Genomic DNA, 25,415 nt, shown 5'->3' with positions numbered 1-25,415 from the left:
GTGTCAGCATTAGTGCATTGTCAAAGTATAAAATTCGGGGTTTTTCTGTTGTAAAGTCCGACAACGGAGGACGTGACGACGCATGAAACCCCAAGACAAAGCCGTGACACGGCCTAGACTTGTGGAGGAAGTGTGGCAATCCACTCCTGTAATGATTTAACGCTCGGCTCAGGGGATTCCTGAAGTGACTCCAGCGCCTGGACAACTGCCACGCAGCCGGGGAAGGTTGTCACGCAAGGGATCCCGTTCATCACGGCTGCTGCACGAATGCGGCCTTCATCGGATCGTGCCCCTTTGCCGCTGGGTGTGTTAAACACGAGCTGCACCTGGTGGTTCGCCATGTAATCCAGCAGGTTCGGGCGGCCTTCCTGAAGCTTGCGAACGGGTTCGGCATCGATCCCGGCTTCCCGCAAGACACGGCAAGTTCCTGAAGTGGCAATGACTTTGAAGCCCATCGCCACCAATCGTTTAGCCGAATCGATGATCCCTTCCTTATGTCGCCCTGCGAGACTGATAAAGACTGTCCCTTCAGTGGGAAGCTTGTTGCCGGCACCCAATTGTGACCGTGCATAAGCGGCGGGGAAATTGTCGTCGATCCCCATCACCTCGCCTGTGGATTTCATTTCCGGGCCGAGGATGATGTCGACACCGGCAAAGCGGGTGAACGGGAAAACGCTCTCTTTCACTGAGACATATCCAGGCACGACTTCCTTCGTGAAGCCCAGTTCTTGCAGGGTTTTGCCAACCATGATCTTAGCCGCCAGCTTGGGCAGCGGAACGTTGGTGGCTTTACTGACAAACGGCGATGTCCGGCTGGCGCGAGGATTCACTTCCAGCACATAGACGACTTGTTCGCCTCCCTGTTGCTTGACGGCAAATTGAATGTTCATCAATCCGCAAACTTGCAACTCTTTCGCGAGGGCATAGGTCGCGGTTTTGATCTCTTCCACAATGGAGGGAGAGAGTGAATATGGTGGCAGCACGCAAGCCGAGTCACCCGAATGCACACCGGCTTCTTCAATATGCTCCATCACCCCGCCAACGAGCGTCAGTGTTCCATCGGAGATGGCATCGACATCGACTTCGACCGCATCTTCAAGAAACTTGTCGATCAACACGGGGCGATCAGGCGACACGCTGACCGCTTCGATCATGTATTCACGCACCATGCGTTCGTCGTAACAGATCTGCATGGCACGGCCGCCCAGAACGAAGCTGGGACGCACAAGCACCGGATAACCGATTTCACTGGCAATCTGCACGGCACGGGCAGCGTCTGTCGCCATGCCGTTCGGTGGCTGATGCAGTCCCAGTTTGTCGAGAATCCCCTTGAAGATCTCCCGGTCTTCAGCCGCATCGATCATCGAAGGGCTGGTACCGATAATCTTTACCCCAGCCTGTTCAAGAACCCGCGCCAGATTGAGCGGTGTCTGGCCTCCGAACTGAACAATCACGCCATCTGGTTGCAGACGATCGCAGATATTCAGCACGTCTTCAGTGGTCAGAGGCTCGAAGAAGAGCAGGTCGGAGGTGTCGTAATCTGTCGAAACCGTTTCCGGGTTCGAGTTGACCATGACTGATTCGATCCCCAGTTCGCGCAGGGCAAATGACGCCTGACAACAGCAGTAATCGAACTCGATCCCTTGTCCGATCCGGTTCGGGCCGCCACCCAGAATCACGACACGCTTGCGGCCATCAGTACGGGGGCCAGGCGCTTCGTCTTCCTGCTCATAAGTGGAATAGTAATATGGCGTGTAGGCTTCAAATTCCGCCGCACAGGTATCCACCTGCTTGAAGGTCGGCAGAATACCACGCCGCTTGCGTTCACGACGAATCTCCAGATCAGAGACATCGAACCAGTCACCGATCTGCTTATCGGAGAAGCCGTAGCGTTTGACTTCTCTCAAGAGCTGATCGCTGACATCTTCGATGCGGTCGAAACTTCGGAGGCGATCTTCCATCCGGACAATGTCGCGGAGGTTCTCCAGGAACCAGGGGTCGATCTTGGTCAGATCATGAATCTCGGACGTGCTCAAGCCCGCCTTGATCGCATAGCGCAGGTAGTAAATCCGCTGATCGTTGGGAGTGGCCAGTTTCCCTTCGATCTCTTCAATGGTCGGACGATGTGCGGAATCCCACAGGTCTTTCTTGCCACCACCTAAACCAAAGTGACCTGTCTCCAGGCCGCGCAGGGCTTTTTGAAGCGATTCCTTGAACGTCCGGCCAATGGCCATCGTTTCGCCAACCGACTTCATCTGCACGGTGAGCAGAGGATCGGCTTCGGGGAACTTTTCAAAAGTCCAGCGGGGAATCTTGGTGACAACATAATCAATCGTCGGCTCAAAACAGGCCAGCGTTTCCCGAGTGATGTCGTTCGGGATTTCGTTGAGTGTGAAACCGACGGCTAGCTTTGCAGCAATTTTCGCAATCGGGAACCCCGTCGCCTTCGAGGCCAACGCGCTGGAACGGCTGACGCGAGGGTTCATCTCCACAACGACCATGCGGCCAGTCTGCGGATGGATGGCAAACTGCACGTTCGACCCGCCAGTCTCCACACCGATTTCTCGCATGACCGCAATCGTGGCATCCCGCATCCGCTGATATTCACGGTCGGTGAGCGTCTGGGCGGGAGCCACGGTGATTGAGTCACCGGTATGCACGCCCATCGGATCGAGGTTTTCGATGGAGCAGATGATCACGACGTTGTCGGCAACGTCGCGCATCACTTCCATCTCGTACTCTTTCCAACCGATGATTGATTCTTCGAGCAGAACCTCATTGATTGGAGAAAGTTCGATCCCTTTGCGAACCATCTCTTCAAATTCTTCGCGGTTGTAGGCGATACCGCCACCCATCCCGCCCAGAGTGAAACTGGCACGGATAATCAGCGGCAAACCGATTTCCTTCAGTGCTTCCCGGGCCTCTTCCATGGTGTTGACAACGCGACTGCGGCAGACATCCAGGCCAATTTTCTGCATGGCCTCTTTGAAAAGCTGCCGATCCTCAGCCTTCTCAATGACATCCGCGCGGGCACCGATCATCTGGCAGTTGTATTTTTCCAGAATCCCCCGGCGGAAAAGTTCCATCGCCGTATTGAGGCCCGTTTGCCCACCCAGCGTGGGCAGCACGGCACAGGGACGTTCTTTTTCAATGATCTTGGCAACATACTGCCAGTTGATCGGCTCGATGTAGGTCGCATCGGCCATATGAGGATCAGTCATAATCGTCGCAGGATTGGAGTTCACGAGGATCACCTCGTAACCACATTCCCGCAAGGATTTGCATGCTTGTGTGCCCGAGTAATCGAATTCACATGCCTGCCCAATAACGATCGGGCCAGAACCAATGATGAGAATCTTCTTGAGGTCGTCGCGGCGGGGCACGGCAGGGAAGTCTCCATAAGGCGGCACATAGCTGGCGAAACACCTGGCAGCATTTCAAAGCGCCGCCAGTCTGTTCAGTTGTGTTCCGGTCAGGGCAAGCCAGTGTGCAGAGGTACTGGCGCCTTGGGCGCGAAACTTCCCAAGCCTAGCAATACGCGGGAGAGAATCAAGGAATCGGGTCAACTCTGTCGCAGATGTGGGCAAAACTGTCGCTGACAGTCCGGGCAAATCGTCAGAGAGTTGATTCTATTGATGCGTTCGTTCGCGATTCCTGATTTCCCGTGAGTGGGTAGCCCTGGTTGAAATTCCGATTTCTACCGGGGTGGCACAGCCACAAGAGGTTTCTCGCTTCCAGGCGGTTCAGACCACCTGAAACTCCTTTGCTACCCTGCTGCCATGCTTGTGGCTTTGAGGCAAGCATGCTCTGCGAAACGAAGAAGGATCGACGGCAAACGCACACCCGGTATGCTCACTTAGAGCCGAGCATGGCACGAAGAGCCTTGGATTCCCCACACGGCAAGAATCTCCGACTTGCTCAGTGGGATTTGTGGAATTTCAGGCGAATGGATCTCAAGATGGATATAGTGATGACTGCGGGATGTACCAGATTGATCAACAGTTGCTCCTGCTCCTTAAATAAGTGAGACCTGATCGATGAGTGTCATGGCAACGCCGCTTTATTCCCCCGTGATCGAAAAAGCCCTTCGCCTGGCAGCCATTTCTCATCACTCACAGGTTCGCAAGGCATCGAACATTCCCTATGTGTCGCATCTGGCAGGAGTTGCGCTGATCCTTCAGCGTGCGGGATTTGCAGATGACGAACTGATCGCTGCGGCCATTCTGCATGACATTGTGGAAGATACTCCCGTGACGGTGGCTGATCTCGAACGGGATTTTTCGCCCAAAATCATCGCCGCTGTCGTCGCCTCGACCGAAGAAAAGAAAAATGCCAGCGGTGATCAACGTCCCTGGCGATCTCGCAAAGAAGACCATCTGGCGCAGGTTCGCATGTCGTCGCATGCGGCCCGGGCGATTACTCTGGCCGACAAACTGCATAACCTGGGAGCCACCTGGTTTGATTTGCAGGAAGATCCCCAGGCCCTCAGTAAATTTAACGCCAGCCCCAGCGACCTGATGTGGTACTACCGGGAAATGGTGACTGCCGCTGCGGGAATCGATAGTGATTTGCAGATTCTCGCGTCGGAATGCCGGCAAATGATCCATCGCATTCAAGAGTTTCTGGATCAGCGAAACGGCGTCGTGAGTGATCCAACTCTCGCTACGACCCGTTGATGCCGGGGAAGTCTTGCGTTGACAGCCAGCTCACTCGGCAGAATTTCGAGTCGAGAAAATTCGACAGTCGCACACACTCCCGGAAGATTGTATCGTACGCAAAGTCAATTCGTGTGACGAAGTTTCCCTCCAGTAATTGAGACCTCCCTTATGTTCTCCCTCGAAAACATCCAGTCAGCATTGAAGGCTCAGGGGATTGACGGTTGGTTGCTGTACGACTTTCGCAAGCTGAACGTGCTGGCTGAGCGGGTGCTGGGGTTGGATCAAAAGACGAGCCGTCGCTGGGCTTACTTTATCCCTCAAGTGGGGGCACCCAAGAAACTCGTGCATCGGATTGAAACGGGAGTGCTGGATTCACTTCCCGGAGAGAAGACGGTCTACCTCAAATGGGAGGAGTTTCAAGCGGGCATGGCGTCGCTGGTGGCGGGAAGCCAGGTGGTGGCCATGGAATTCGCTCCGATGGGCGGCAATCCTTATATCTCGCGGGTCGATGCCGGAACGATAGATCTCGTGCGTTCGTTTGGCGTTGATGTGGTGACTTCCGGAGATTTGATTCAGTTGTTTGAAGCGGTCTGGGATGATGACCAGATTGCCACACATCTGGCCGCTTCAGAGATTACCAACGCGGCTTATGCAGTCGCCTGGTCAACGATTGCCCATGATATCCGCACGAAGGGCGCCTCGGACGAACTTCGCGTGCAGAAGGCGATTCTGGATCATTTTGCTGCCAACAACGTCACCACCTATAGCCCGCCGATTGTCGGAGTCAACGCGCACAGCGGTGACCCTCATTTTGAAACCGGCTCGCTACCAGATACAGAAATTCGCGAGGGCGATTTCGTTCTGGTGGATCTCTGGGGCAAGCTTGATCAACCTCGGGCGGTCTATAGCGATTTAACGCGCACCGGTTTTGTGGGAGAAACGGTTCCCGAAAAATATACAAAAATCTTCAACATTGTGGCCGCAGCCCGCGATGCGGCGATTGCCTATGTCCGCGACGGTTTGGCAGCGGGGCGACGTGTCGAAGGTTACGAAGTCGACGATGCCTGCCGTCAGGTGATTGTTGATGCCGGCTATGGCCCGTACTTTGTTCATCGCACTGGCCATAACATCGGACAGGAAGTGCATGCCAACGGCGCCCACATCGATAACCTGGAAACTCACGAAACGCGTGCATTGATCCCCCGCACCTGTTTTTCCATTGAGCCGGGAATTTATCTTCCTGAATTCGGCGTGCGCAGCGAAATCGATGTCTTGATCATGCTGGATGGAGAGGTGGTCGTGACCGGTGGGCCACTACAAACCGAGATTGTGCCAATTCTGGCTGGCTCCGTGAGTCTATAGGGCACCTCGCATCATCGGCAGACAGCAGTCTGATCGATCCGGCAGTGGCTGGGAATCTGGAAAGTGCGGGAATTTCTGATGGTGGTGAGTGATCGATTTCCCGCCGTTTTGCGTTCATAGCCAGGTGCCCCCAGACGATGGGACTTGCGGGTCTTCTGCGAACATTCACGGCCCCCAATTGATTCGACTCACACGGCGGGCTACAGTCCAGCAGCGATGATTTCATTCTGACAGGGGGGAAGTGGTGTTGTGCCAAGGCCCTGGCAGGAATGTCAGCCCGAACTTAATTCATCCCACATTGTTTGCCCGACGGTGTGCGTCCCTTGCGCCGTTTCTCTGCACCGTGGAAAAGGATCTCCCGTGTCAACAGCCGATACTGATCACACCAAACCAATCTATCTGATGTCCTATCCGAAGATTGTGCTGCTGTATCCCACATTCATTGCGTCGATCGTGGCGGGGTTTGTGGCGCTCTGGCTGGGTGATGGGGCGACCTCAAGCCACTCGACGCTGGCGTTGTCATTCATGGGCATTTTAGCCGTTAATCTGGTGGTGCTGGCGTTTGATTTCCCCCGCACCACCTCGCTGACCCTCTTCTTCTGTATTATTGCGTTTGTCTTTGGTTTTATTCTGTTGATGCGATATTTCCCCACACTGTTGCCCGCGGTCTCTCACTTCTTTCGGGCACTTGATCCTCATGCCAATTCCACCTTCTATTTTCTCTTTTCTGCGGTGCTGGGCATTATCTATGTCTGTGTCTTTGTGACCGTCCGCATGGATTACTGGGAAATCCGCTCGAACGAACTGTTGCACCATCATGGTTTCCTCAGCAATCTGGAGCGTTATTCAGCGCCAAATCTGCGGATCAGTAAGGAAATCGACGACATCTTTGAGTACATGCTGATGCGTAGCGGTCGCCTGATTATTCATCCCAGCAGCGAGCCACGAGCCTTTGTGCTTGATAACGTCCCTTTTATTGATGGCAAGGAAGCTCGCATCACAAAGATGCTCAGCGCCTTGCAAGTCACTGTGCGCCAGGATGCCGCAAGCACTGGCAAAGGGGTTTAGACCAGCATTCCCCACCAAAGAATGATCACACCTTGGTCTCTGGCCTGGGTCAGCGTGACTTCTTTCATGATCTTCAGCGAAATGATTACTCTGTCGAAACGATTTCGATGAATTCTTACAGCGTGCCTCAGGGGGCCAGATGCTGACTCACGGCTTTCTCGGCTACCAGACTTCGTTCATGCTGGACTTTGTCATGGTGGCTTTGGTGATCGTCGTGCCGCTCATGGCATGGAGTCTGGTCGCCGTTAAGAAGTACCGCTATGAGCAGCATCGAAAGCTCCAGATTTTGCTGGCTGCCGTGCTGCTGGTGGCCGTCACGTTGTTCGAGATTGATCTTCAGTGGGTGCAGGGAGGCTGGAGGAATATTGTCGCCCGCCATCAGCCGCCTCTCAGTGCTGAGACGATTGTTCGTTCGACCTGGCTGCTACGCATTCATTTGATTTTCGCCATCAGCACACCGTTCTTATGGGCAGTGACATTATTTGGTGCGATGAAACATTTCTCACAGCCATCCCGGCCCGGCCCTTACAGTGGTCGTCATAAAATTCTTGGCTGGATTTCGATGATCGATCTGGTGCTGACCTCTGTCACCGGCATCATCTTTTACATCGCGACATTTGTCCTGCCCACGCTTTGAGCGTCTGGCGGTAAGTCGTTTCTCCTGAAGTGAATACGCGATATCCCGGCGCAGGTCAGGGCTGTTGCTTCAGTAAGGTACAGACTTCAAATGGCAGAACAGCCAGAAGATTTTTCGTGAGAATTTGCACGGAACATCAATTCGGTGTACCTTTAGCACATGCCGGGCGCGCTAAAATCTCGGCATTCCTACGCCAGCAACCGATTGCGAAATCTTCGTGATCGAGCATGCTGCTGGCAAATAGCTGCCGATTGATCTCCTACCGCATCGGAAGTGGCCATGCCCGAAAAGCTCCCGCCGGCTCCACGTCGTAAAGCTTCTTCTCTCCCTGTTGCTCCTCGAAGCCGCAGTCCAAAAACTCCCTCGTCCACTCGCCGCAGCAGCCAGAAGCCGCCGACCAGCTCGAATGGCCTGGTCATTCTTGGCAGCCTGGGTGGTGCAGCGGGGCTTGCTGTTCTGATTATTGGATTGATCGTTTTAACACGATCAAATTCTCAGTCTGTTGCCAGAGACGGTGAAGCTCAGGTCGCGTCGATGGCACCGGCCATTCAATCAACGGCAATCGCTTCAGTCACCGATATTTCTGCCCCAACAACCACACCTTCGGGTGGAGTTTCCGGCACTGCGGAAGAGGCATCAGGCTCTGCGGTCGCTGAAAGTCATGCCTCGTCAGCATCGCAGCGGACGATTGATGTTGAGCCGGTAGATCCTCAGGTGGAAAAGTGGTTCAGTGATTTTCCAGCGCAAGCAGCGGCCTTGCAGGCACGCGTCCAGGGACTTGACCCTGCCGCCTTGAAGGCCGATTCGCTGGATGCTGGTTTGCGGCGTGATCTGGTTCGTCATGAAATTCTGCGGCAGCTTCCGGCCAAGGATCTTCAACGATTTCTGAAGCTGCCCGCCGAGCAGGAGTTTCTTCGCGAGTTCTTTTCACAGACCCAGTGGATGGAGCAGATTGTCGGATCGGGCGGGTTCTCGAACCCTCTCACGGGAGTTTTGTCTCTGACGGCAATCGCCATCCATGATCCCGATATACGCAAGCCTTCGTTAGAACAGCGAATTGCCACTTCAGTGGCTTTGGAAACGGCCTATGCCAAAAAATCCCCTGTCAATGCCATCAAAATTTATGACTACTATCGGGATCGTGGGCGTCAGCAGCGTCTGTATCCCGGCTTTGCCAATTTTGATGTGTGGGAAATGCGGTTTGCAGTCGCGGCAGGATTCCAAATCGAAGAATTGACCTGGATCGGAGACCGGGCCAGCTTCGCCCCTTCGGAAGCTCGTTCAGCGGCCTGGCAAGTTCATTATCTGGGAGATAGTCCCTTTGGAGACACCATTCAGTCGGCATGGTACTACATGCCCTGGGCTGGAAATCTGAACTACACCCAAAAAACCGTGCGGGTAGGCGGTGTGTGTGGCTCGCTCAGCACCACTGGCGCACTCTCAGCCAAAGCGGATGGCATTCCTGCTGTCACCATGGGAGAACCTGGCCATTGCGCCTTTGCTGTCCGCCCCGAGCGTGGCAAGTGGGTGGATGGAAATAGCGTGGATGGCAACCACCGGACACCTCATCAGAAGTATTTTGAATCCAACTGGGCGGACTTGTTTGCCGGCGATCAGGCCTGGATGCACGCCGGACTCAAGGATGCTCAATACCGTGCCTGGGTTGCAGAAACATTCCCCGCCAGCGACGCGGGGAACAGACTGAAATGGCTGGCACAAGCGGTGAAAGCGGATCCTTACCACTATGGTTTTCAGGCCAGCTATTTTGACCTGATGCAGCAGCAGAATGTGGCCATGCCCGAGAAGATTGAAGCGGCCCGACTGGCAGTGGCCACCTTCGAGCGTCTCCCTGAGACCAGTTGGTTGTTGATTAAACGGCTGTGTAAAGAGTCTGTCACCGATGCCGACCGCGTGTCACTTCAGAATGTCTGGCTAGCAGGGTATGCCACGCCTGTTGAGGGACAGGTCAACCAGTTGCCGCTGGATCGCATCATCGAAGAGATGGGAAAACAGCGCGGCAAAGAACAACAGCTCAGTCTCTTCAGTGACATCCTTCAAACGACGATTTCCAACGAAAAAGTCTTTGCCCGTTTTCTGGACGCCTGCCAGAAATTTGCGGGCGACGATGCGTCACTCAAGGAAGGATTGTTGACAAGTCTGGCGGGGGCGGCTCAAAAATCAACCAGTGTCGGCAGCGATGCCCTGAAGAATTTGTGTCAGCAGGGAATTCTCCTGGCAGAAGCCGCCGCGGATAAATCAGCCTTCTGGGCGATGTCGGATCTCAGCGCCAAATTTGTCACAGAGAAGCTCAACGTCAACCATCGACCGTATCAAGGGGAACTGTTGAGCGCAGGCGGTATCCCTCGCATGTCATCAACCTGTCGTTGGGATCATCCGCTCCAACATCCGGGACTACTGAAAGAATCTGGCGGTCGCTTCCATACCGACCAGGAAACCAATCCCGCGATTACCATTGAACTCGGCAAACAAGGGACACTCAGCGGTTTGGCGATTGTGAATATCGATGGACAGAATTCGGCGCGGGCCGTTCCTTTGAAAGTCACCACATCGATTGATGGCAAGAACTGGACGCAGGTCTTTAAAACCAGCAAAAACGAGAAAGTCTGGCAGATCGATCTAGGCTCTCGCAGGCCACTGGCCAAGTATGTACGAATCGAAGGCGATTATCCGGAAGGTCGTAAGGACTTTCTTCATCTCCAAGGCATTTATGTCTATGGCAAACCTGCTCAGTAACGCTGTTTGATTATTGATCGTTGCCAAGCTTCATGTCGCCTTGGCGTTGAGAGCGATTGTCCATTTGATAGAGAAGATCTTTGCCATGCGCGTCTTTGCCATCATCGCTTCGCTCGCCTGCTGTGCTGCCATCCTGGTTTCACCTACCAGTGCCTCGCTAACACAAGCGGCGGAACCGCGGATCGCAGCCACGTTCAATGATGCCAAAGAGATGGCCAAAAAATCTCCGGGTGATATTGTCGTGCTGGTGACAGGAAGTGACTGGCATCCCGGCTCCATGAAGTTTTTGAAAGAGGTCTTTGAAACCTCAGCATTTCGTAATGCCCTGGGAAACGAAGTGATTCTTGTTCATGTGGATCACACTGAAGCGGCTGCCGCCAGCAAAGAAAAAAACAAAGAGAACAATCTCAATCGCTATCTCTTTCAGGTGCCATTAATTGGACTTTATGACACGGAAGGACGTGACATTGGCCAACTCACCGAGAACCTCGAAGAGACTCCCGTTGATGGTGTCACCAGCCAGATCAATGAACTGATTTCCAAACGCAAAAAGCGGGATGATCTCTGGAAGCAGGCAACAAAGACGCAGGGCAAAGTCCGTGCGGGCCTGCTGGGAGAGAGTCTGGAACTCATGAATGTCGGCTGGGGGATCAATGAGTCCTATCATCCCAAAATGGATGCTTATAAGCCGGTGCTGGCAGAAATCAAATCGAGCGATCCTCAGGATAGTCTGGGATGGCAGGCCCGATACGAATTCAATCCCTACAAGCTGCTGGATGAAGTGACCGAGTTGACGAAAAAAGGCCAGCACAACCAGGCCATTGCCACGATTGACGGTGTCTTGAAGAACAGGCAATTGACCGTGGAGTATCAGCAGCGTGCCCTGGCCGCCAAGTATGCGGTCTATAAACGCTGGAAGAATCACGAAAAAGAAGCCCTCAAAACGTTAGAAGAAATCCAGAAGCTGGATCCCGATTCTCTGTTGGGCTTAGGTGCTCAGGGATATGCCGAGTATTTCACCGGCCCGGTCGATCTCAAGTACGGCTGGCGGCCACATCATGTCGAAAAAGACTTCAAAGTCTGGGAGGTCGATGCGACTTCTCTCGTGAACGAGGCGGGCTTCTATCAACTCAATCTGTCTCGCCACTGGAATGTTGGAAAAAATAACATCCTTGTGAAATCTCTCGCATTGGAGATGAACGGGGAGAAAGTCTGGTCGCTTGGTCGGGAAGCCCGTCCTGAAATCGAAGAAATCATTGAATTGCCCGCAACTAACGGACGTCAGGTGACTCTCAAGATCGAGGCGAAAGGAGATCGCGGCAACGATTCCAGCGGGACAATTTCTCTCAAGCCCTATTACATTCCCGCCGCCGCTGCGAAATAACAAATTTCCTTCATCGCGCCGGCATGACGAGAAACAGAGTTTCTGATTTGTCGCAAGAAGGATTTTGAAAGAACCCGCCATCACTCAGGTATGATCTCATCGTGGTGCCGAGCTGTGCTCTGGTGTGCCGATGTCTTGTCTTCCTGAGGTCAACTGACGTGGTCATGAATTTTTTTCGCTCGATCGTCCTCATGTCTGCCATGGCGTTTGCATGGAGTTTCTTGCCGGGAATGATGGCTGAGGCTGAAGATTGGCCTCAGTGGATGGGTTCCCGCAGAGATGGACACTGGAATGAAACGGGCATTATCAGCAAGTTCCCTGATTCCGGGGCGAGAATTGTCTGGCGAGTACCAGTGGCTTTAGGATACAGCGGGCCAGCAGTGGCTGATGGCAAAGTCTATCTGACCGACTACGTTCGCAAAGCCGGCGAGGTAAAGAATGACCCCGGCACACGGAATGTTCTCGATGGTGAGGAGCGAATCCGCTGCTTCGACACCGCCGACGGCAAGTTGCTTTGGGAATATCGCTATGATGCCCCCTACTCGATCTCTTACCCTTCCGGGCCTCGATGTACTCCTACGGTCGATGGTGATCGGATTTATGTCCTGGGCGCAGAAGGTCGGCTCACATGTCTCAACACCGCTGACGGCACTCTCCTCTGGAGCAAGGATTTCAAGCAGGATTACGCAGCCGTCACGCCGATCTGGGGGTACGCCGGGCATCCTTTAGTTGAGGGTGATCAGGTGATTTGTCTGGTCGGTGCCAAAGACGGATTGCTGGTCTCCTTTGATAAGCTCACAGGGGCCGAAAAATGGAAGGCTCTGAATGCGTCAGAGCCAGGCTATGGCTCGCCAGGCATCATTGAAGCCGGTGGTGTGCGACAGGTGATCATCTGGACGCCCGAGGAAGTCGCCTCATTAAATCCTGCAAATGGGCAAGTCTATTGGAAGTTGCCATTGAGGCCCGACCATGCCATGTCGATCATGACGCCCCAGAAATCAGGAGACTTCCTTTTCGCCTGCGGAATTGGCAACACGGCGGCCGTTTTCAAGCTGGATCGCAACGTGCCTCAAGCGAGTGAACTCTGGCGGGCAAACAATAAAATGGCCATCTTCTGCGCCAACAGCACTCCGCTGATTGTCGATGGGGTGATCTATGGCAGCGACTGCCAGACGGGACAATTTCGAGCCGCTGATCTGATGACGGGAAAGCGGTTGTGGGAGTCCTTTGTTCCCACAACCAACGGCACCCGCCGCGCCTCGCACGGCACCGCGTTCATTGTCAAAAATGGTGATCAATTTTTTCTCATGAGTGAAACGGGAGAGTTGATCATCGCGAAGTTATCAGCCGAGAAGTACGAAGAATTAAGCCGCGCGCAGATTTTGAAACCAACCGGCGAGGCGTTTGGTCGCCCCGTCGTCTGGTCACATCCCGCCTTTGCGAACGGGCATATGTACGCCCGCAATGACGAAGAGCTGGTCGCCGTCGACTTGCGTCAGTCGTCGAATTCATCTGCTCCCTGACACATGGCATCCAGCGCCACCAGATAGGCAATGACTTCTTCGACTTCCGGCACCTGTGCCCCCGCGACCCGGCCATCTCGGTCGGCCCTGGCCAGTTCTCTGAGCAAATCAAAGTCAGGATGTTTGCGGAGTGACTGTGAAAACTGCCCGGTTCTCAGCCCGCCTGAAGCCGTTGGTCGTTGCTCAATGAACCATCGCGTCCGGGGAGTCAACCATTCTCCCAACACATCAAAGGTCGAAAGAATGGGTTGGCGGGGATTGATCGTCAGGCCGACATCGTGCAGCAGGCAAGCCAGCAAAAATTCTTCATCGTAAGGCTCGATGGATCGGCCAATCTCGAACACCTGCAAGGAATGATAAAGAGCATCGCCTTCAGGATGGTCAAGAGGATCCAGTCGAACAGCTTCGAGTCGATAGAGAATGGAAGCTAATCGCGTGTGAAAGTCGATCTCCGCTGCAATCGGCTCGGCATTTGAAGGAATCTCAACGGCATTCTCTGTCGCCAATTGTGCGACAGTATGAAAGTCAGGGAGCAGATCCCCTTCGGGCGCCTGCCATTCGCGCTGTAACGGTTTCAGAAGCAGGTCGATTTCCTGTTGAATTTCGTGATTACTGGGTTGATGGGCGGCTGTCAGCCTTTGTGTCGAAAGCGAGCGGGCCGCGCGTTTTCGAGCCGTGGCAAAGTTTTTGACCTTGCCGCGAACCAGTAATCGAGCCGCTTCACGGGCGAGTTCTGCCCGGAGAATTCCCGGATCATCAGAAGACGAAAATCGTCTGGTCGGCATGTTGGGACCGCCTTGCTGGCGGGATGCTGAAGTTCAAAACGCTGAAGTTCAAAACATTGATGGCAGGTCGTTGCGAACAAGCTACTCGTGTCGCAGCGCTTCAATCGGATCCATACGTGCTGCAGAACGCGCCGGATAGATCCCGAAGATCACACCGATGCCTACGGAGATTCCAAAGGCAATGGGCAGACTCCAGAAGGCAATCCTGGGCTGCATATTTCCAAATAACTGGCTGATTTCAGACGTGCCTGTGGCCCCTGCCAGCACGACATTTTCCACAATCCATTGAATACCAAGAAACGCAATGGGAGTACACAACCCCATCGCGACACCCAGTAATCCTCCCGTGCCAGAAAGAACGATCGTTTCGGTCAGGAACTGGCTGATAATATCCGACTGTCTAGCCCCCAGAGCGCGGCGAATACCAATTTCTCGGGTTCGCTCAGTCACGGTGGCCAGCATGATATTCATGATCCCGATCCCGCCCACCACCAGACTGATCGCGGCAATCGAGCCGAGAACAATATTGAAAATCTGTTTGATCTGTTCGGCCTGCTTCAGCAGTTCCAGTGGAACAACCACATCGTAATCATTTTTTCCCCGATGGTTGCGTGCGAGTGACTCCCGAACGACATCTGCCGTCCGGACGACATCTTTCGTATCGCCCACTTGTAAGGTGATCTGGTTCAACTGGACTTCTTCCGCCGAGAACGAACCGCTGATCGCAGAAACCACCCGATCGCCAATCCGTGTCTGGAATGTTCTCAGAGGGATGTAAACGTCCTTGTTAAAATCCTGTCCGGACATGCTCCCTCCGATGGCAGCAGACGCGGTGCGTGAACGTGTCACCCCCACGACGGTGAATCGGAATGACCGCAGCAGAATGGTGGCGCCGACGGGGTTTTCATAGGGGAACAACCGTTGGGCCACTTCAGAACCAATGACGGCCACGTTGGCCATTTCCTTCTCATCCTGATCACTCAAAAAACGTCCGGCAGCCATTTCCAGATGGTTCATCTCCATATAGCCGGTGGAGGTTGCGACGACTCTGGCGTTGAGAGTGTTCTGCAGATATCGGACTTCCGAGGGGATTTCGCGAATCGCGACGGTGCTCGTGATGGTCGGTACTGTTTCCGCCAGCAGACGATGGTCGGCCCGCAACAAACCATAGGCCAGAACCGACAGTCCACGCCCAGAGGAACGGGACGAATTGGCCGTGGAATCCGCCGGCGGTTTAAGACTCAGGACGATGATATTTGTCGCCCCCAGTTGCCGCACCTGGGCCTGAGCCTGTGCACTGGCCCCTTCCCCAATCGCGAGCATGGCAATCACCGAGAAGACACCAAACACGATACCAAGCATCGTCAACCCCGACCGCAGCTTATGCAGCAGTAGACTTTTGAGAGCCAGACGGATCGCGCGAATCGTGTTGAATAACATGGGGCTTGTTTGATTACTGATGAAAGAACATGGAAAGATTGTAAACGATCTTTTAGAAAAACTGTCTCTGCCAAGAGGAAATTTACTCGGAATAGGATTCTGCCAAAATGCTCTCATTCCATCATAGACAGATTTAATAGCCTGCTTGAGCAATCGTTGCGGGAGATGCACCTGAATCACGCAGAAATTCCCGGTATTCGCGATTAAGGTGCTCATCGCAACGATTCACGACAAATTCAACATCTTGAATCACCTTGAGAACAATGCCTGACTTCTGCAGTGGCTGCGGTGACATTCTCGGGCGATCACAGTTATGAATACAGTCGTGCCGGCGTTGAAAAATGATCTGAAAACGATCTGACATTTGTTCCGAAGCTCTCATCCTCCCATCACTTTTCTCTTTTCCTGACAGGCTCATATACACGTTGCCCGTCACACCAAACATCCGGACGGTGGCATCAGGATGAGTGATCCAGCGATCAAGCAGTTGTTCCTGAAAGAACTTGCGTCCTTTAGGGAGAAACTTGTTAAAGAGATTTTTGAGATGCTCAAGACTGATGACATTTTCCTTTTCCATCATTTTTCGAGCAGCCATGCGCCATCTCCAGTTCGTGTTGTCGTAAGGCTCAAGTACAGCACGAAGTGGGAATTTGATGTCGTAAAACCACTCAGGGAGAATGAGTGTTGGTTGACGGCTCTTTGAATTTGCCGTGGAAGCCACTAAGTCGGTATAAGCATCGCAGAAATAAGCATCGAGCGCACCAACCGCGAACATCCATGAACTTCGTAGCAGGTCGGATCGAAGCAATGCTTCGGAAGCTTCCTTATCTGGTAGCGAATTCGCGTGATCAAGGATGCTTCTCGCGCGGAAGATATCTTCGTGAAAATGCTGCAAAGCTGTACCCGGCAACTTGCGTTCCTGTAACAGAGTTCAATACCAGGAATGAGATATTGGCCTTAATGGTTCATAAAGAGCCGATCAGTTCTTCATCGAAATAGATTTCATCCGATTCCTCGTTGTACCAGACGTGAAAATGATCGGGAAAAACAACATTCCACAAATCGACCACCTCTTCGGCAGCAATCTGGTTCCGGATGAATTGAGCTAATTCGTTCGCAGGCGGAGGTGTGGGGTGTGGGGTTTCTGGGTGAAGTTCTGCAAAGATCTGCGCCAATTTTTCTGGCGTTGCTCTCTCAGCGACTTCCGCAAGTTTTCTCGTTGCTTCACTTTTGGAGATTGCTGGCATATTGACCTCCGTAAAACCCCTGCTCTTAAGGGGGGATATCGCTAAAACAAATCACACTTCAAATCATCAAAGAGATTGTGTCGATTTAATTAATGGAGAAACCTATTGAATCATAAGGAGTTGTACTATCTACAACTGAACCGCTATTGAAAGCTCAATAGATACCACCGTGACTGGCATTAATATCCTCTACGACAATTCCCGACAGGCGTGGACAGCAATTGACGTATTCTCAGGCTGTATTGCTTTGTCGCTTTTTTGCTTCTCCGCTTTTCTGCTCATTCACGAGACCATGATTTCCTTAATCGGCCCCGTGCTGTCTCCGAATTGTTTAACAGGGCAGCCCATGCCGTCGAGCATGGAAACATAAAGGTTACAGAGCGGCGTCTTGGCTGTGCTGGCAATATGCTGCCCTCCGGTAAACCGGCCGCCAGCATGACCACCCACGACAATTGGCAGGTTGTCCGGCTGGTGGGCGTTGCCATCAGCCATGCCGCAACCCAGCATGATCATCGAGTTCTCGAGCAGCGTCGATTCTCCCTCCCGGATCTGTGACATCTGTTCCAGCATGCGACCAAATTGCGCCACATGCCAACGATTGATCTTCTGGTATTGCTCGATCTTTTCGGGCTTCCCTTCATGATGCGAGAGTTCGTGATGAGAACCACGCACACCTTCAACGAAGGAGAAATTGTGGCCAGACACATCGTTGGCAAACATGAAGCTGGAGACACGTGTCGCGTCGGTCTGATAGGCCAGCACCATCAGATCCAGCATCAGGCGAACATGCTCCTGATAATCGCGCGGGGCGCCGGGAGCTTCCAATTCGGCCTGTGTGGCGTCGGGATGCCATTGGCGGGGATCGGGCTTATTAAAGAACTCAATCCGCTGTTCGACAGCACGGACAGCGTCGAGGTATTCATCCAGTTTGAACTGGTCGTCCCGTCCCAGTTTTTGACGAAGGCGGCGGGCATCGGACATCGCAAAATCAAGCAGGCTCTTGCGATCGGCTTCGCGCTGTGAAGCCGCATTCCCACGATTCTTCCCTGCCTGCTGCACATGTAGCAAACGGTCAAAGACAGCCTTCGGGTTAATTTCTTTAGCGACCGGGCGTTCGGCGGTCTGCCAGGAAATATGAGAGCCGTAAAGCCGGGTATAACCGACGTTGGAATCGATACCAGAAATGACCGGATCAATCCCGAGTTCCAGCGAAGGGAGCGGCGTGAGATGGCCAACCTGCCGGGCCATATACTGATCAAGCGAGATGCCGCCAGTACTGATGTTCTTGCCAGTCGTTTTTTCGACATGCAGGCCCGTCAGAAAATTGGCGGTCTTGGCATAATGCCCATCTCCGCCATGGCTGTGACGCTTATCGAGCTGCGACAGCACGGTGACGTGCTCTTTTATGCCAGCCAGTGGTTCCAGCGAAGCCGAGAGTTCAAAATCCCGGCCCGCCTGTTTGGGAATCCAGGCATCCTTCCAGACCCCATTGGGGAAGAACAGGCAACCGAAACGTACCGGTGCCGCCTTGCCCGCTTTCAGAGCATCTGCGGGGGCTGTCTCTGCATGAGCTGAGACGGGCATCCCCATCGCTTCCAGCCATGGCAGGCCAATCGCAACGCCCGCGCCGCGAAGGAATGTCCGCCGGGGAATCGACCAGGCTGATGTGGGCATCTGTCTCTCCTGTTCGCAATGGCTGCCAAAGGCTTTGACCTGACAAGGTCATAAAAGGTCATCACCTGAGAGGGTGGTCACCTGGCAACCAACAGCGGAACCTTTCATTGTACGGGAAGCGGGCACACTCTCAGGGAGAATTCTCCGTCAATTCATCCCCAAATCGCGATTTCAGTCATCACTTCTTGGTATATCGATGCCGGAAGGGGTAACTCAGGACAATTTGTTCAACAAGCACTCCCGCCCGATCATCATGCTCTTTCAAAGCTTTCATCGTGTCGCGGATGACACACTGATCAAATTTGTTCAGGCCACGGCCCAAGGCGTAGCCCAGCATTTTTTTGGTGAGATTACGGAGGAATTCATCTTTTCTCCGCAAGATGATCGTCTTCATCTCAGCCGGGTTTTTGAAGGCTTCTCCACTGGGAAGTTTTCCAGAGGCATCAATAGAAACCCCGCCCTCTTCACTACGGTATCGGCCCAGGACATCAAAGTTTTCCAGACCAAAGCCCAGAGGATCCATCCGGTTGTGACAACTGGCACAACTCGGATCTTTGCGATGCAATTCCAAGCGTTCCCGCAAAGACAGCGGTGGAGCGTTCGGATCATGTTCGGGAAGAGGCGGAACACCCGGCGGCGGGGGAGGAACTTTACCTCCCAGAACCTCTTCCAGAATCCACCGGCCCCGTAAAACAGGACTCGTGCGTAACGGGTAAGACGTGTTGACCAACACCGCCGCCTGAGTGATCACACCACCTCGAAAGCGTTGATTTTCGTCCAGCACAACTCGCGCCAACGAAGAGCTTCCGGGCTTGGGGAGACCATAATGTTCCGCCAGCCGATCATTCACAAAAACGGCATCCGAAACCAGCAGTTCCCGCAAGCTGCGATTGTTGCGGAAAACATCGGTAAAGGTCTCGATACTTTCTGCCTGCATGGCACGGGCCAGTTCGTCGTCGAATTGAGGAAACATCTGGGGATCTGGACGAGTCGACTGGCCAAACTGAGTCAAACCCAACCACTGCATCGCAAAATTCTCACCCAAACCCCGACTGCGTGGATCAGCCAGCAGACGCGTGACCTGGGCTTTGAGAACGTCGTCTTCCAGAAGTTTGCCGCTCTCTGCCAATGCAAAGAGTTCGTCATCGGGAAGGCTCGACCAGAGAAAGTAAGAAAGCCGCGATGCCAACGGATAAGGGGGTAAAGGATGGACGCCCTCTTCGGCTGGCTCTGGTTCAGCCAAAAAGAGAAACTGCGGGGAAATCAGCACTGCCATCAACGGCAATCGCATGGCTTTCTGGAAGCTGTCACCTCGCGCAATGGCCAGATCAAAGAGCTGTAACAAAGGATCAAGGTCGGCCTGATCGATGGGTCGTCGATAGGCTCGTTTAACAAGAGGTTTCAAATTTGCCAGCGCAGCATCACGTGGGCTGATGTCCTGGCCTGGCAGATGTGACAGCAGCTTCTGACGAGCCACATCGAGAAGCTGTGTCGTTACCGGCGACACAGGAGGCCAGACAAGAGATTCGGGCAGAATCTGATCGGCCACCATCGTGGCAGCGGCAAGATATTTTTCCGCCAGCATCGCTGAAATAAACAGGGATGACCCATTGGTATCAAACCCTTCACCACCGGAACCATCGGCAGGAATGTCTGCGAGAATGCCAAATTCATAGCCTAAAAGGTCTCGCACAGAGTTGGCATACTCGGCCCGTGTGAGCCGGCGACTCATGACATAGCCCTGATAGAAATTCTGCGTGGCATCCGTCGCGAGATTCCGGCACTCATGCTCTGGACGAGGCAAAGTCCCGTACCACGAAAGAAATCGCATCTGCTCTTCTTCCGTGGGTTGCGGGCTTCCTTCAGGGGGCATTTCCTTCGCTTTGACACGCTGGATGATTGTCTCCCACTTGGGAAGCGCCTCCAGAACTTTTTGAGGCTCCCGATAATGGGCCAGATCCAGTTCACCCTCTTTCTTTTTGGAGTCGTGACAACTCACACAGTATTTATTGAGATACGGCTTGGCATCTCGATCAAAAGCCACCGGGTCGGCCGCTAAAACCATCGGGCCACAGGACATGAAGGCCACGCAGCCGCAGATCAAAGACCATGCCAGAGCGGTCAGGTGACCAGGCATCGCACCCGTCAAACTCACGGCGCGTCGTTCACGAACAACTGCATGGTGGTCGCAAGAGAGGGCATCAGGCATGGTAAAGGTTATCACAAAAGTGAGAGCAGAGAGCGTTCATACAAACTCCATCACATTTCGGCGCAGTGTTGCCAAGCAAAAGCATCGTCGCTGAGCAAAAGCATCACGGCGAGAAAAAGAACCAGAGTTCAAACAGGCGAGCGTGTTAAGGCAGGAGGCGACTGGCAAGAAGACAACGGCAAGAAAGCAATTGGCAAGAAGACAATAGTGTCTGCTGATGCGTTAAACAGTCTAAGGACACCAGGCCACAAACGCAACATTCACCGCAACACAATATCCTCAAACAAGATACAGCGCGAGACGTGGTGTTCGGTGAGGAGTTTTTCCTGCCGGGAGCATTTTTTGTTAGGCCAGTTCGTGGTGATCGGGCAAAATTCGAGTGCGATTCTGAATTTGCGCCTTAGTGTTCATCACCAGTCTGATCCTGTGGTCAGTCGATGCAGGCCAGGATCTTCGTCGGTCTGTCCTTGTCGGTCTGTCCTTATAAAAATAGCGATAAGTTTATCGAGGCCAGGCATCGAGGAAACTCTTGGGGAGTCACCAGCGATGAGTTCAATTGGTTTTGGTGGATACGCATCCCCTTTTGTGGCCGGCGTGGCGGGACTTCCGGCTGCTCAGGCGGACGCCATGCAAAATCAACATGCCGCCGCCGCGAGCGAAGCAAGCCGGGATCAGACGATCCAGCAACTGAATGAAAAGTCGGTGGGGGACATTGCGGAAAATCATGGCGTGGATGATCGCGATGCCGATGGACGAATGCCAGGTTTTACGGAAGAAAACGAGCATCCCCATGAATGGATGATTGAAGACATTCCCGAAGAACACCACCAACTTCCGCCGCATCCCTTGGATGCCGAAGGAGAATTGGGCACACTGTTTGATCGTGATGCCTGATCAGTTGTTGATGGCAATCTGCCTGGCCAGAGGCTTCCTCCGAAGGATGCCGTGACACGACGCCTGACAATGATCAATGGCAAAGAATGATCAATGCCTGAGAATGACCTATGCGTTTGCCGCAAGGGACACGCCGATGCATCGGCAATGATAGAGAGAGCGCGCCATCAAGATCCATCGAGGCATTCTGCGTGAACTTATGTCCCCGATTCTCTGAAGTCCCTGTGATCAGGATGGAATCTCGACTAACCTTGTTGACCGCCTCTTCCTGTTGCTGACGAGGTGAAACTTCATGAGGGCCCGCTGACAGCATGGCTGACCAGACTTCTCCAACGCCTTCTTCCCAAACGACTGCGGCTTCACATCATGCCAGCCCGGTTGTGGGGGCAGTTGCTGTGAACTCCACTCCAGAAGGCTCACAAGGCCATGCCAATCCCGGTGGAAAGTGGCAACTTGCAGGTTTAAGCCTGGCCGCTCTGGGCATTGTCTATGGCGATATTGGCACATCACCTCTCTATGCCCTGCGTGAATGTTTTCATGGTGCGCATGGGATTGAGCCTACGCCTGATAACGTGCTGGGAGTCTTGTCACTGGTTTTCTGGTCGTTGATCGCTGTAATTTCGATCAAGTACCTGATCTTTATCCTGCAGGCCGATAATCGCGGCGAAGGAGGGATTCTGGCGCTGATGGCGCTGGCCCTGCCCACGAAACAGGACGACTCCTTCAAACGCTGGTGCCTGATCATTCTCGGGATTTTCGGCGCCGCATTACTTTATGGCGATGGTGTGATCACGCCCGCCATTTCCGTTCTGGGAGCGATGGAAGGCCTGAATGTGGCCACACATGTGTTCGAGCCTTTTGTGGTGCCGATCACTGTGGTCATTCTGTTTGGTTTGTTCGCGATTCAAAGCCAGGGAACAGCCGGGATTGGAAAGCTGTTTGGCCCCGTGATGATCATCTGGTTTACCACACTGGCTGCTCTGGGGATCGCCAGTCTGATCAATTATCCGGGAGTGCTGGCATCGTTTAATCCCTGGTACGGCTGCAAGTTTCTTCTCTTCAGCGGATGGCACGCCTATCTGGTTCTGGGTTCTGTCGTGCTCGTGGTGACAGGTGGAGAAGCTCTCTATGCCGATATGGGCCATTTTGGTCGTCGGCCCATTCGCGTGACCTGGTTTGCTTTGGTTTTTCCCGCGTTGATTCTCAACTATCTGGGACAGGGAGCCTTGCTGATCACCAACCCCGCGGCTGCTTCCAATCCGTTCTATCTGCTGGCACCGTCCTGGGGGTTATATCCGCTGGTCGGATTATCGACTCTCGCCGCTATCATTGCCTCACAGGCCCTGATTTCAGGGGCTTACTCGATCACCATGCAGGCCACGCAACTGGGGTTTCTTCCCCGCTTGCAGATTCGCCATACGTCAGTGACTCAATACGGCCAGATCTACATGCCTGCTGTGAACAGCATGCTGATGATCGGTTGTATCTTCACGGTTATTGGCTTCCGCAGTTCCAATGCGCTGGCTGCTGCCTATGGAATTGCCGTCACTTCAGCAATGGCGATTACCACCATCATTTTCTATGTCGTGGCCAGAGAACGCTGGCATTGGTCGCGGGCCATGGCGGGATCGTTTACGGGTCTGTTCCTGCTGATTGATCTGGCATTCTTCGGGGCGAATGTGACCAAAATTCCTGATGGCGGCTGGCTGCCAATCGTCATTGGAATTGTGCTTTTCACCATTATGACCACCTGGAAACGGGGACGCACGATTCTCGGCCAGCGAATGCTGGAACGTCTCTATCCGATCGATCGCTTTCTGGAAGACCTCGCCACAAAGGCTCCGATTCGCGTTCCAGGAACAGCCGTCTTTATGAGCGGCAGCGGGCAAGGAACACCTCCCGCTCTCATGCAAAATCTCGAACACAACAAAGTGTTGCATGAACAGATCGTGCTGCTCACGGTAAGAACACAGCAGACACCGCATGTGGATGATGCCGAGCGCGTCACGATTGAACCGCTCATGCCCAGTATTTTTCGTGTCGTTGTGGCTTACGGCTTCATGGAAGACCCGGATATTCCCCGGGCAATGAAACTGATCCATCACGAGAGTTTTGTGTTTGATCCCGTCCGTACAACCTATTTTCTTGGTCGAGAGAGCTTACTCGCTTCGACAACACGCAAGGGGATGGCGGCCTGGCGCGAACGTCTCTTTGCCGCCATGTCTCACAACGCCACATCGGCCACGCGATTCTTTTGCCTCCCTCCCGATCGTGTGGTGGAACTGGGTTCTCAACTCGAAATCTGAATCTGCAACTCACCGACCCCGATCATTTCATGGTCAGAAACTCGTCAAACATCAGCAGCACCGTTGATTGATCAAAGAAGTGATGGCTCAATCCAGGCGACACGGTTCCCTCTTGAGCAAAGAGAGGCAATGGCCTATACCTCTTTCACCCGGGAAGTGAAAACCATTAAGGCTGCCTCTCAGGAATGTGCTCTCGGTCGGGTAGGTTTTTCCGATTCTGCCTGAATGACTCGATCTGTCTGATTCTGCCAGCCCCCCGCCTGTCTGAAATCTTTCTCCCGTTTAACATCTCATCGCAAGAGGTTGGGCCTACCCACGCGATTGGTTCCGTGGAAAATCTGTATGCCCATCGTCACTCGTCGCGAATGGCTGCTGTTGGGATTTGTTTCGCTGGCATCATCCCATTGGGTCGGATGCGGAACGATTCTTTATCCTGAGAGGCGGGGACAACGTGGCTCCCGCTTTGACTGGGGAGTGGTGGCACTCAATGCCGTTGGCCTGCTGTTTTTCTTTATTCCTGGGGTGATTGCTTTCGCCGTCGACTTCAGTACGGGAGCGATCTATCTCCCGGAAACAGCGGGGGCGGCCATGCCAGCAATTCCGGATAAACCATCTCCAGGCCGCAAGTTGCTCAGCCGACTATTACCGAAAAGGCCAAACTCTCCTGTTGAGATTGAAGAATTTCTGACCCAATACACAGGCCGCAACATTACTTTGACTCCCGGTCAGTATGAAACCGAACCACTGGAGTCCCTTGATGACTTCTGGACAATGCACGATTTGAAAGAAAATCTGCATAGTTGATCGTGGGCAGCAACAGGGCGAAGTTGGCCCATCTGCCGATCAACAACTCACCCTGATGCGGACTTCAGTTCAGGGTCTGACGCCGCCAGTCCCTTGCGGGGCTTGGGAGCATCTGCTGTTTATCCCCATAAGTTTATTCATAAATGGGGCTGGCACGCTTTCTCAGAACTCACTGCGTATTGAGAGACAAGAAATGCCTGCCCAGAGCAGTTAGTCTGTCACGCAATCTGCCACGCAAGAAGTCGGCCAGGATGCGGAATGAACACGGAAATCTCCTAACATATTTCACCAAAAACACTTGTGGCGTTTTTCATAACCTGTGGCTTTGTGCGATTGACTTGTGGAGCATGAAGCCCTCACCTGCCAACTTGGCACACGCCATTTTTGCATGGAAGAGTTGACAAAACGATAACATGTTTCCCAAGAATGGGTTGTGAATAAAAAGCTCTCGAGCATGCCGCAATGGCACTCTGGTTGCTATAACGGGACTTTGACGACATTGACCCCCTCTGGCAGAACAAATAGACTATTCAGGCATAAGAAGTTACGTCTATTTCAGGTGGTCGGATTTTCCGGCTGACCAAGACACCCTTAAATAAAGAGTCCGCAAGACTGATGTGACCGGTCGTGCCTGCATCAAGGCATTCGCTCAAGTCGGCCTTAACACGTC

The 25,415-nt window shown here is 53.4% G+C and carries 17 protein-coding genes; 10 read left to right on the top strand and 7 right to left on the bottom strand.

The annotated features are described in order from the left end of the window. Positions 1-113 precede the first annotated feature (113 nt). Positions 114-3,383 carry a carbamoyl-phosphate synthase large subunit gene (gene carB, locus SH287x_RS20775; protein WP_479516335.1) on the bottom strand — a complete coding sequence of 1,090 codons (3,270 nt, stop codon included), beginning with the start codon at positions 3,381-3,383 and terminating at the stop codon, positions 114-116. Positions 3,384-4,046: 663 nt separating this feature from the next. Here carB and SH287x_RS20770 point away from each other — a divergent pair. From SH287x_RS20770 to SH287x_RS20740, 7 genes are all read left to right on the top strand, one after another. Next, positions 4,047-4,676, top strand: a complete 630-nt coding sequence (locus tag SH287x_RS20770) for an HD domain-containing protein (RefSeq protein WP_479516334.1) — start codon at positions 4,047-4,049, stop codon at positions 4,674-4,676. Between the two features lie 150 nt (positions 4,677-4,826). Beyond that, the gene (locus SH287x_RS20765) at positions 4,827-6,020 is read left to right on the top strand and encodes a M24 family metallopeptidase (protein WP_479516333.1); all 1,194 of its coding nucleotides are present in this window, start codon (positions 4,827-4,829) and stop codon (positions 6,018-6,020) included. A 360-nt stretch (positions 6,021-6,380) separates the two neighbouring features. Continuing rightward, positions 6,381-7,088: a hypothetical protein gene (locus tag SH287x_RS20760; RefSeq protein ID WP_479516332.1), complete on the top strand. Its 708-nt coding sequence runs from the start codon at positions 6,381-6,383 to the stop codon at positions 7,086-7,088. A gap of 139 nt (positions 7,089-7,227) precedes the next feature. After that, on the top strand, positions 7,228-7,725 hold the full coding sequence (locus SH287x_RS20755) for a DUF420 domain-containing protein (protein WP_479516331.1): 498 nt from the start codon (positions 7,228-7,230) through the stop codon (positions 7,723-7,725). A 279-nt stretch (positions 7,726-8,004) separates the two neighbouring features. Further along, the gene (locus tag SH287x_RS20750) at positions 8,005-10,479 is read left to right on the top strand and encodes a discoidin domain-containing protein (RefSeq protein WP_479516330.1); all 2,475 of its coding nucleotides are present in this window, start codon (positions 8,005-8,007) and stop codon (positions 10,477-10,479) included. A gap of 85 nt (positions 10,480-10,564) precedes the next feature. Next, complete coding sequence (locus SH287x_RS20745; RefSeq protein WP_479516328.1) at positions 10,565-11,863, top strand: hypothetical protein; 1,299 nt, start codon at positions 10,565-10,567, stop codon at positions 11,861-11,863. Between the two features lie 164 nt (positions 11,864-12,027). Beyond that, on the top strand, positions 12,028-13,386 hold the full coding sequence (locus SH287x_RS20740; protein ID WP_479516327.1) for a PQQ-binding-like beta-propeller repeat protein: 1,359 nt from the start codon (positions 12,028-12,030) through the stop codon (positions 13,384-13,386). Here the strand turns inward: SH287x_RS20740 and SH287x_RS20735 are convergent. The 6 genes from SH287x_RS20735 to SH287x_RS20710 all read right to left on the bottom strand — a co-directional run bounded on the left by SH287x_RS20735 (position 13,359) and on the right by SH287x_RS20710 (position 20,669). Next, positions 13,359-14,171 (bottom strand): hypothetical protein, encoded by an 813-nt coding sequence (locus tag SH287x_RS20735; RefSeq protein WP_479516326.1) that lies wholly within the window; start codon positions 14,169-14,171, stop codon positions 13,359-13,361. The two genes, SH287x_RS20740 and SH287x_RS20735, sit on opposite strands and share 28 nt — an antisense overlap. 81 nt (positions 14,172-14,252) lie before the next feature. Then, on the bottom strand, positions 14,253-15,611 hold the full coding sequence (locus tag SH287x_RS20730) for an ABC transporter permease (RefSeq protein WP_479516325.1): 1,359 nt from the start codon (positions 15,609-15,611) through the stop codon (positions 14,253-14,255). A gap of 133 nt (positions 15,612-15,744) precedes the next feature. After that, on the bottom strand, positions 15,745-16,521 hold the full coding sequence (locus tag SH287x_RS20725; protein WP_479516324.1) for a hypothetical protein: 777 nt from the start codon (positions 16,519-16,521) through the stop codon (positions 15,745-15,747). 55 nt (positions 16,522-16,576) lie between these two features. After that, complete coding sequence (locus SH287x_RS20720) at positions 16,577-16,858, bottom strand: hypothetical protein (protein ID WP_479516323.1); 282 nt, start codon at positions 16,856-16,858, stop codon at positions 16,577-16,579. 282 nt (positions 16,859-17,140) lie between these two features. Next, the gene (locus tag SH287x_RS20715) at positions 17,141-18,532 is read right to left on the bottom strand and encodes a DUF1552 domain-containing protein (protein WP_479516322.1); all 1,392 of its coding nucleotides are present in this window, start codon (positions 18,530-18,532) and stop codon (positions 17,141-17,143) included. A gap of 178 nt (positions 18,533-18,710) precedes the next feature. Next, positions 18,711-20,669, bottom strand: coding sequence for a DUF1592 domain-containing protein (locus tag SH287x_RS20710; protein WP_479516321.1), 1,959 nt, complete (start codon positions 20,667-20,669; stop codon positions 18,711-18,713). A 42-nt stretch (positions 20,670-20,711) separates the two neighbouring features. Here SH287x_RS20710 and SH287x_RS20705 point away from each other — a divergent pair, with 42 nt between their 5' ends. From SH287x_RS20705 to SH287x_RS20695, 3 genes are all read left to right on the top strand, one after another. Continuing rightward, positions 20,712-21,635 carry a hypothetical protein gene (locus SH287x_RS20705; RefSeq protein ID WP_479516320.1) on the top strand — a complete coding sequence of 308 codons (924 nt, stop codon included), beginning with the start codon at positions 20,712-20,714 and terminating at the stop codon, positions 21,633-21,635. Positions 21,636-21,946: 311 nt separating this feature from the next. Beyond that, the gene (locus tag SH287x_RS20700) at positions 21,947-23,941 is read left to right on the top strand and encodes a potassium transporter Kup (RefSeq protein ID WP_479516319.1); all 1,995 of its coding nucleotides are present in this window, start codon (positions 21,947-21,949) and stop codon (positions 23,939-23,941) included. Positions 23,942-24,283: 342 nt separating this feature from the next. Then, positions 24,284-24,745 (top strand): hypothetical protein, encoded by a 462-nt coding sequence (locus tag SH287x_RS20695; RefSeq protein ID WP_479516318.1) that lies wholly within the window; start codon positions 24,284-24,286, stop codon positions 24,743-24,745. Positions 24,746-25,415 lie beyond the last annotated feature (670 nt).

Source organism: Planctopirus sp. SH287 (genome assembly GCF_056500625.1).
The sequence above is the reverse complement of the archived record's forward strand: the minus strand, read 5'-3'. Positions and strand labels throughout refer to the sequence as shown.

What these genes read in the sequence shown, in the direction of transcription:
- SH287x_RS20770 (WP_479516334.1), top strand. Translation starts at nt 4,047, where the DNA reads ATGGCAACGCCGCTTTATTCCCCCGTGATCGAAAAAGCCCTTCGCCTG.
- SH287x_RS20765 (WP_479516333.1), top strand. Translation starts at nt 4,827, where the DNA reads ATGTTCTCCCTCGAAAACATCCAGTCAGCATTGAAGGCTCAGGGGATT.
- SH287x_RS20755 (WP_479516331.1), top strand. Translation starts at nt 7,228, where the DNA reads ATGCTGACTCACGGCTTTCTCGGCTACCAGACTTCGTTCATGCTGGAC.
- SH287x_RS20750 (WP_479516330.1), top strand. Translation starts at nt 8,005, where the DNA reads ATGCCCGAAAAGCTCCCGCCGGCTCCACGTCGTAAAGCTTCTTCTCTC.
- SH287x_RS20745 (WP_479516328.1), top strand. Translation starts at nt 10,565, where the DNA reads ATGCGCGTCTTTGCCATCATCGCTTCGCTCGCCTGCTGTGCTGCCATC.
- SH287x_RS20740 (WP_479516327.1), top strand. Translation starts at nt 12,028, where the DNA reads ATGAATTTTTTTCGCTCGATCGTCCTCATGTCTGCCATGGCGTTTGCA.
- SH287x_RS20735 (WP_479516326.1), bottom strand. Translation starts at nt 14,171, where the DNA reads ATGCCGACCAGACGATTTTCGTCTTCTGATGATCCGGGAATTCTCCGG.
- SH287x_RS20730 (WP_479516325.1), bottom strand. Translation starts at nt 15,611, where the DNA reads ATGTTATTCAACACGATTCGCGCGATCCGTCTGGCTCTCAAAAGTCTA.
- SH287x_RS20720 (WP_479516323.1), bottom strand. Translation starts at nt 16,858, where the DNA reads ATGCCAGCAATCTCCAAAAGTGAAGCAACGAGAAAACTTGCGGAAGTC.
- SH287x_RS20715 (WP_479516322.1), bottom strand. Translation starts at nt 18,532, where the DNA reads ATGCCCACATCAGCCTGGTCGATTCCCCGGCGGACATTCCTTCGCGGC.
- SH287x_RS20710 (WP_479516321.1), bottom strand. Translation starts at nt 20,669, where the DNA reads ATGCCTGGTCACCTGACCGCTCTGGCATGGTCTTTGATCTGCGGCTGC.
- SH287x_RS20705 (WP_479516320.1), top strand. Translation starts at nt 20,712, where the DNA reads ATGGTGGTCGCAAGAGAGGGCATCAGGCATGGTAAAGGTTATCACAAA.
- SH287x_RS20700 (WP_479516319.1), top strand. Translation starts at nt 21,947, where the DNA reads ATGGCTGACCAGACTTCTCCAACGCCTTCTTCCCAAACGACTGCGGCT.
- SH287x_RS20695 (WP_479516318.1), top strand. Translation starts at nt 24,284, where the DNA reads ATGCCCATCGTCACTCGTCGCGAATGGCTGCTGTTGGGATTTGTTTCG.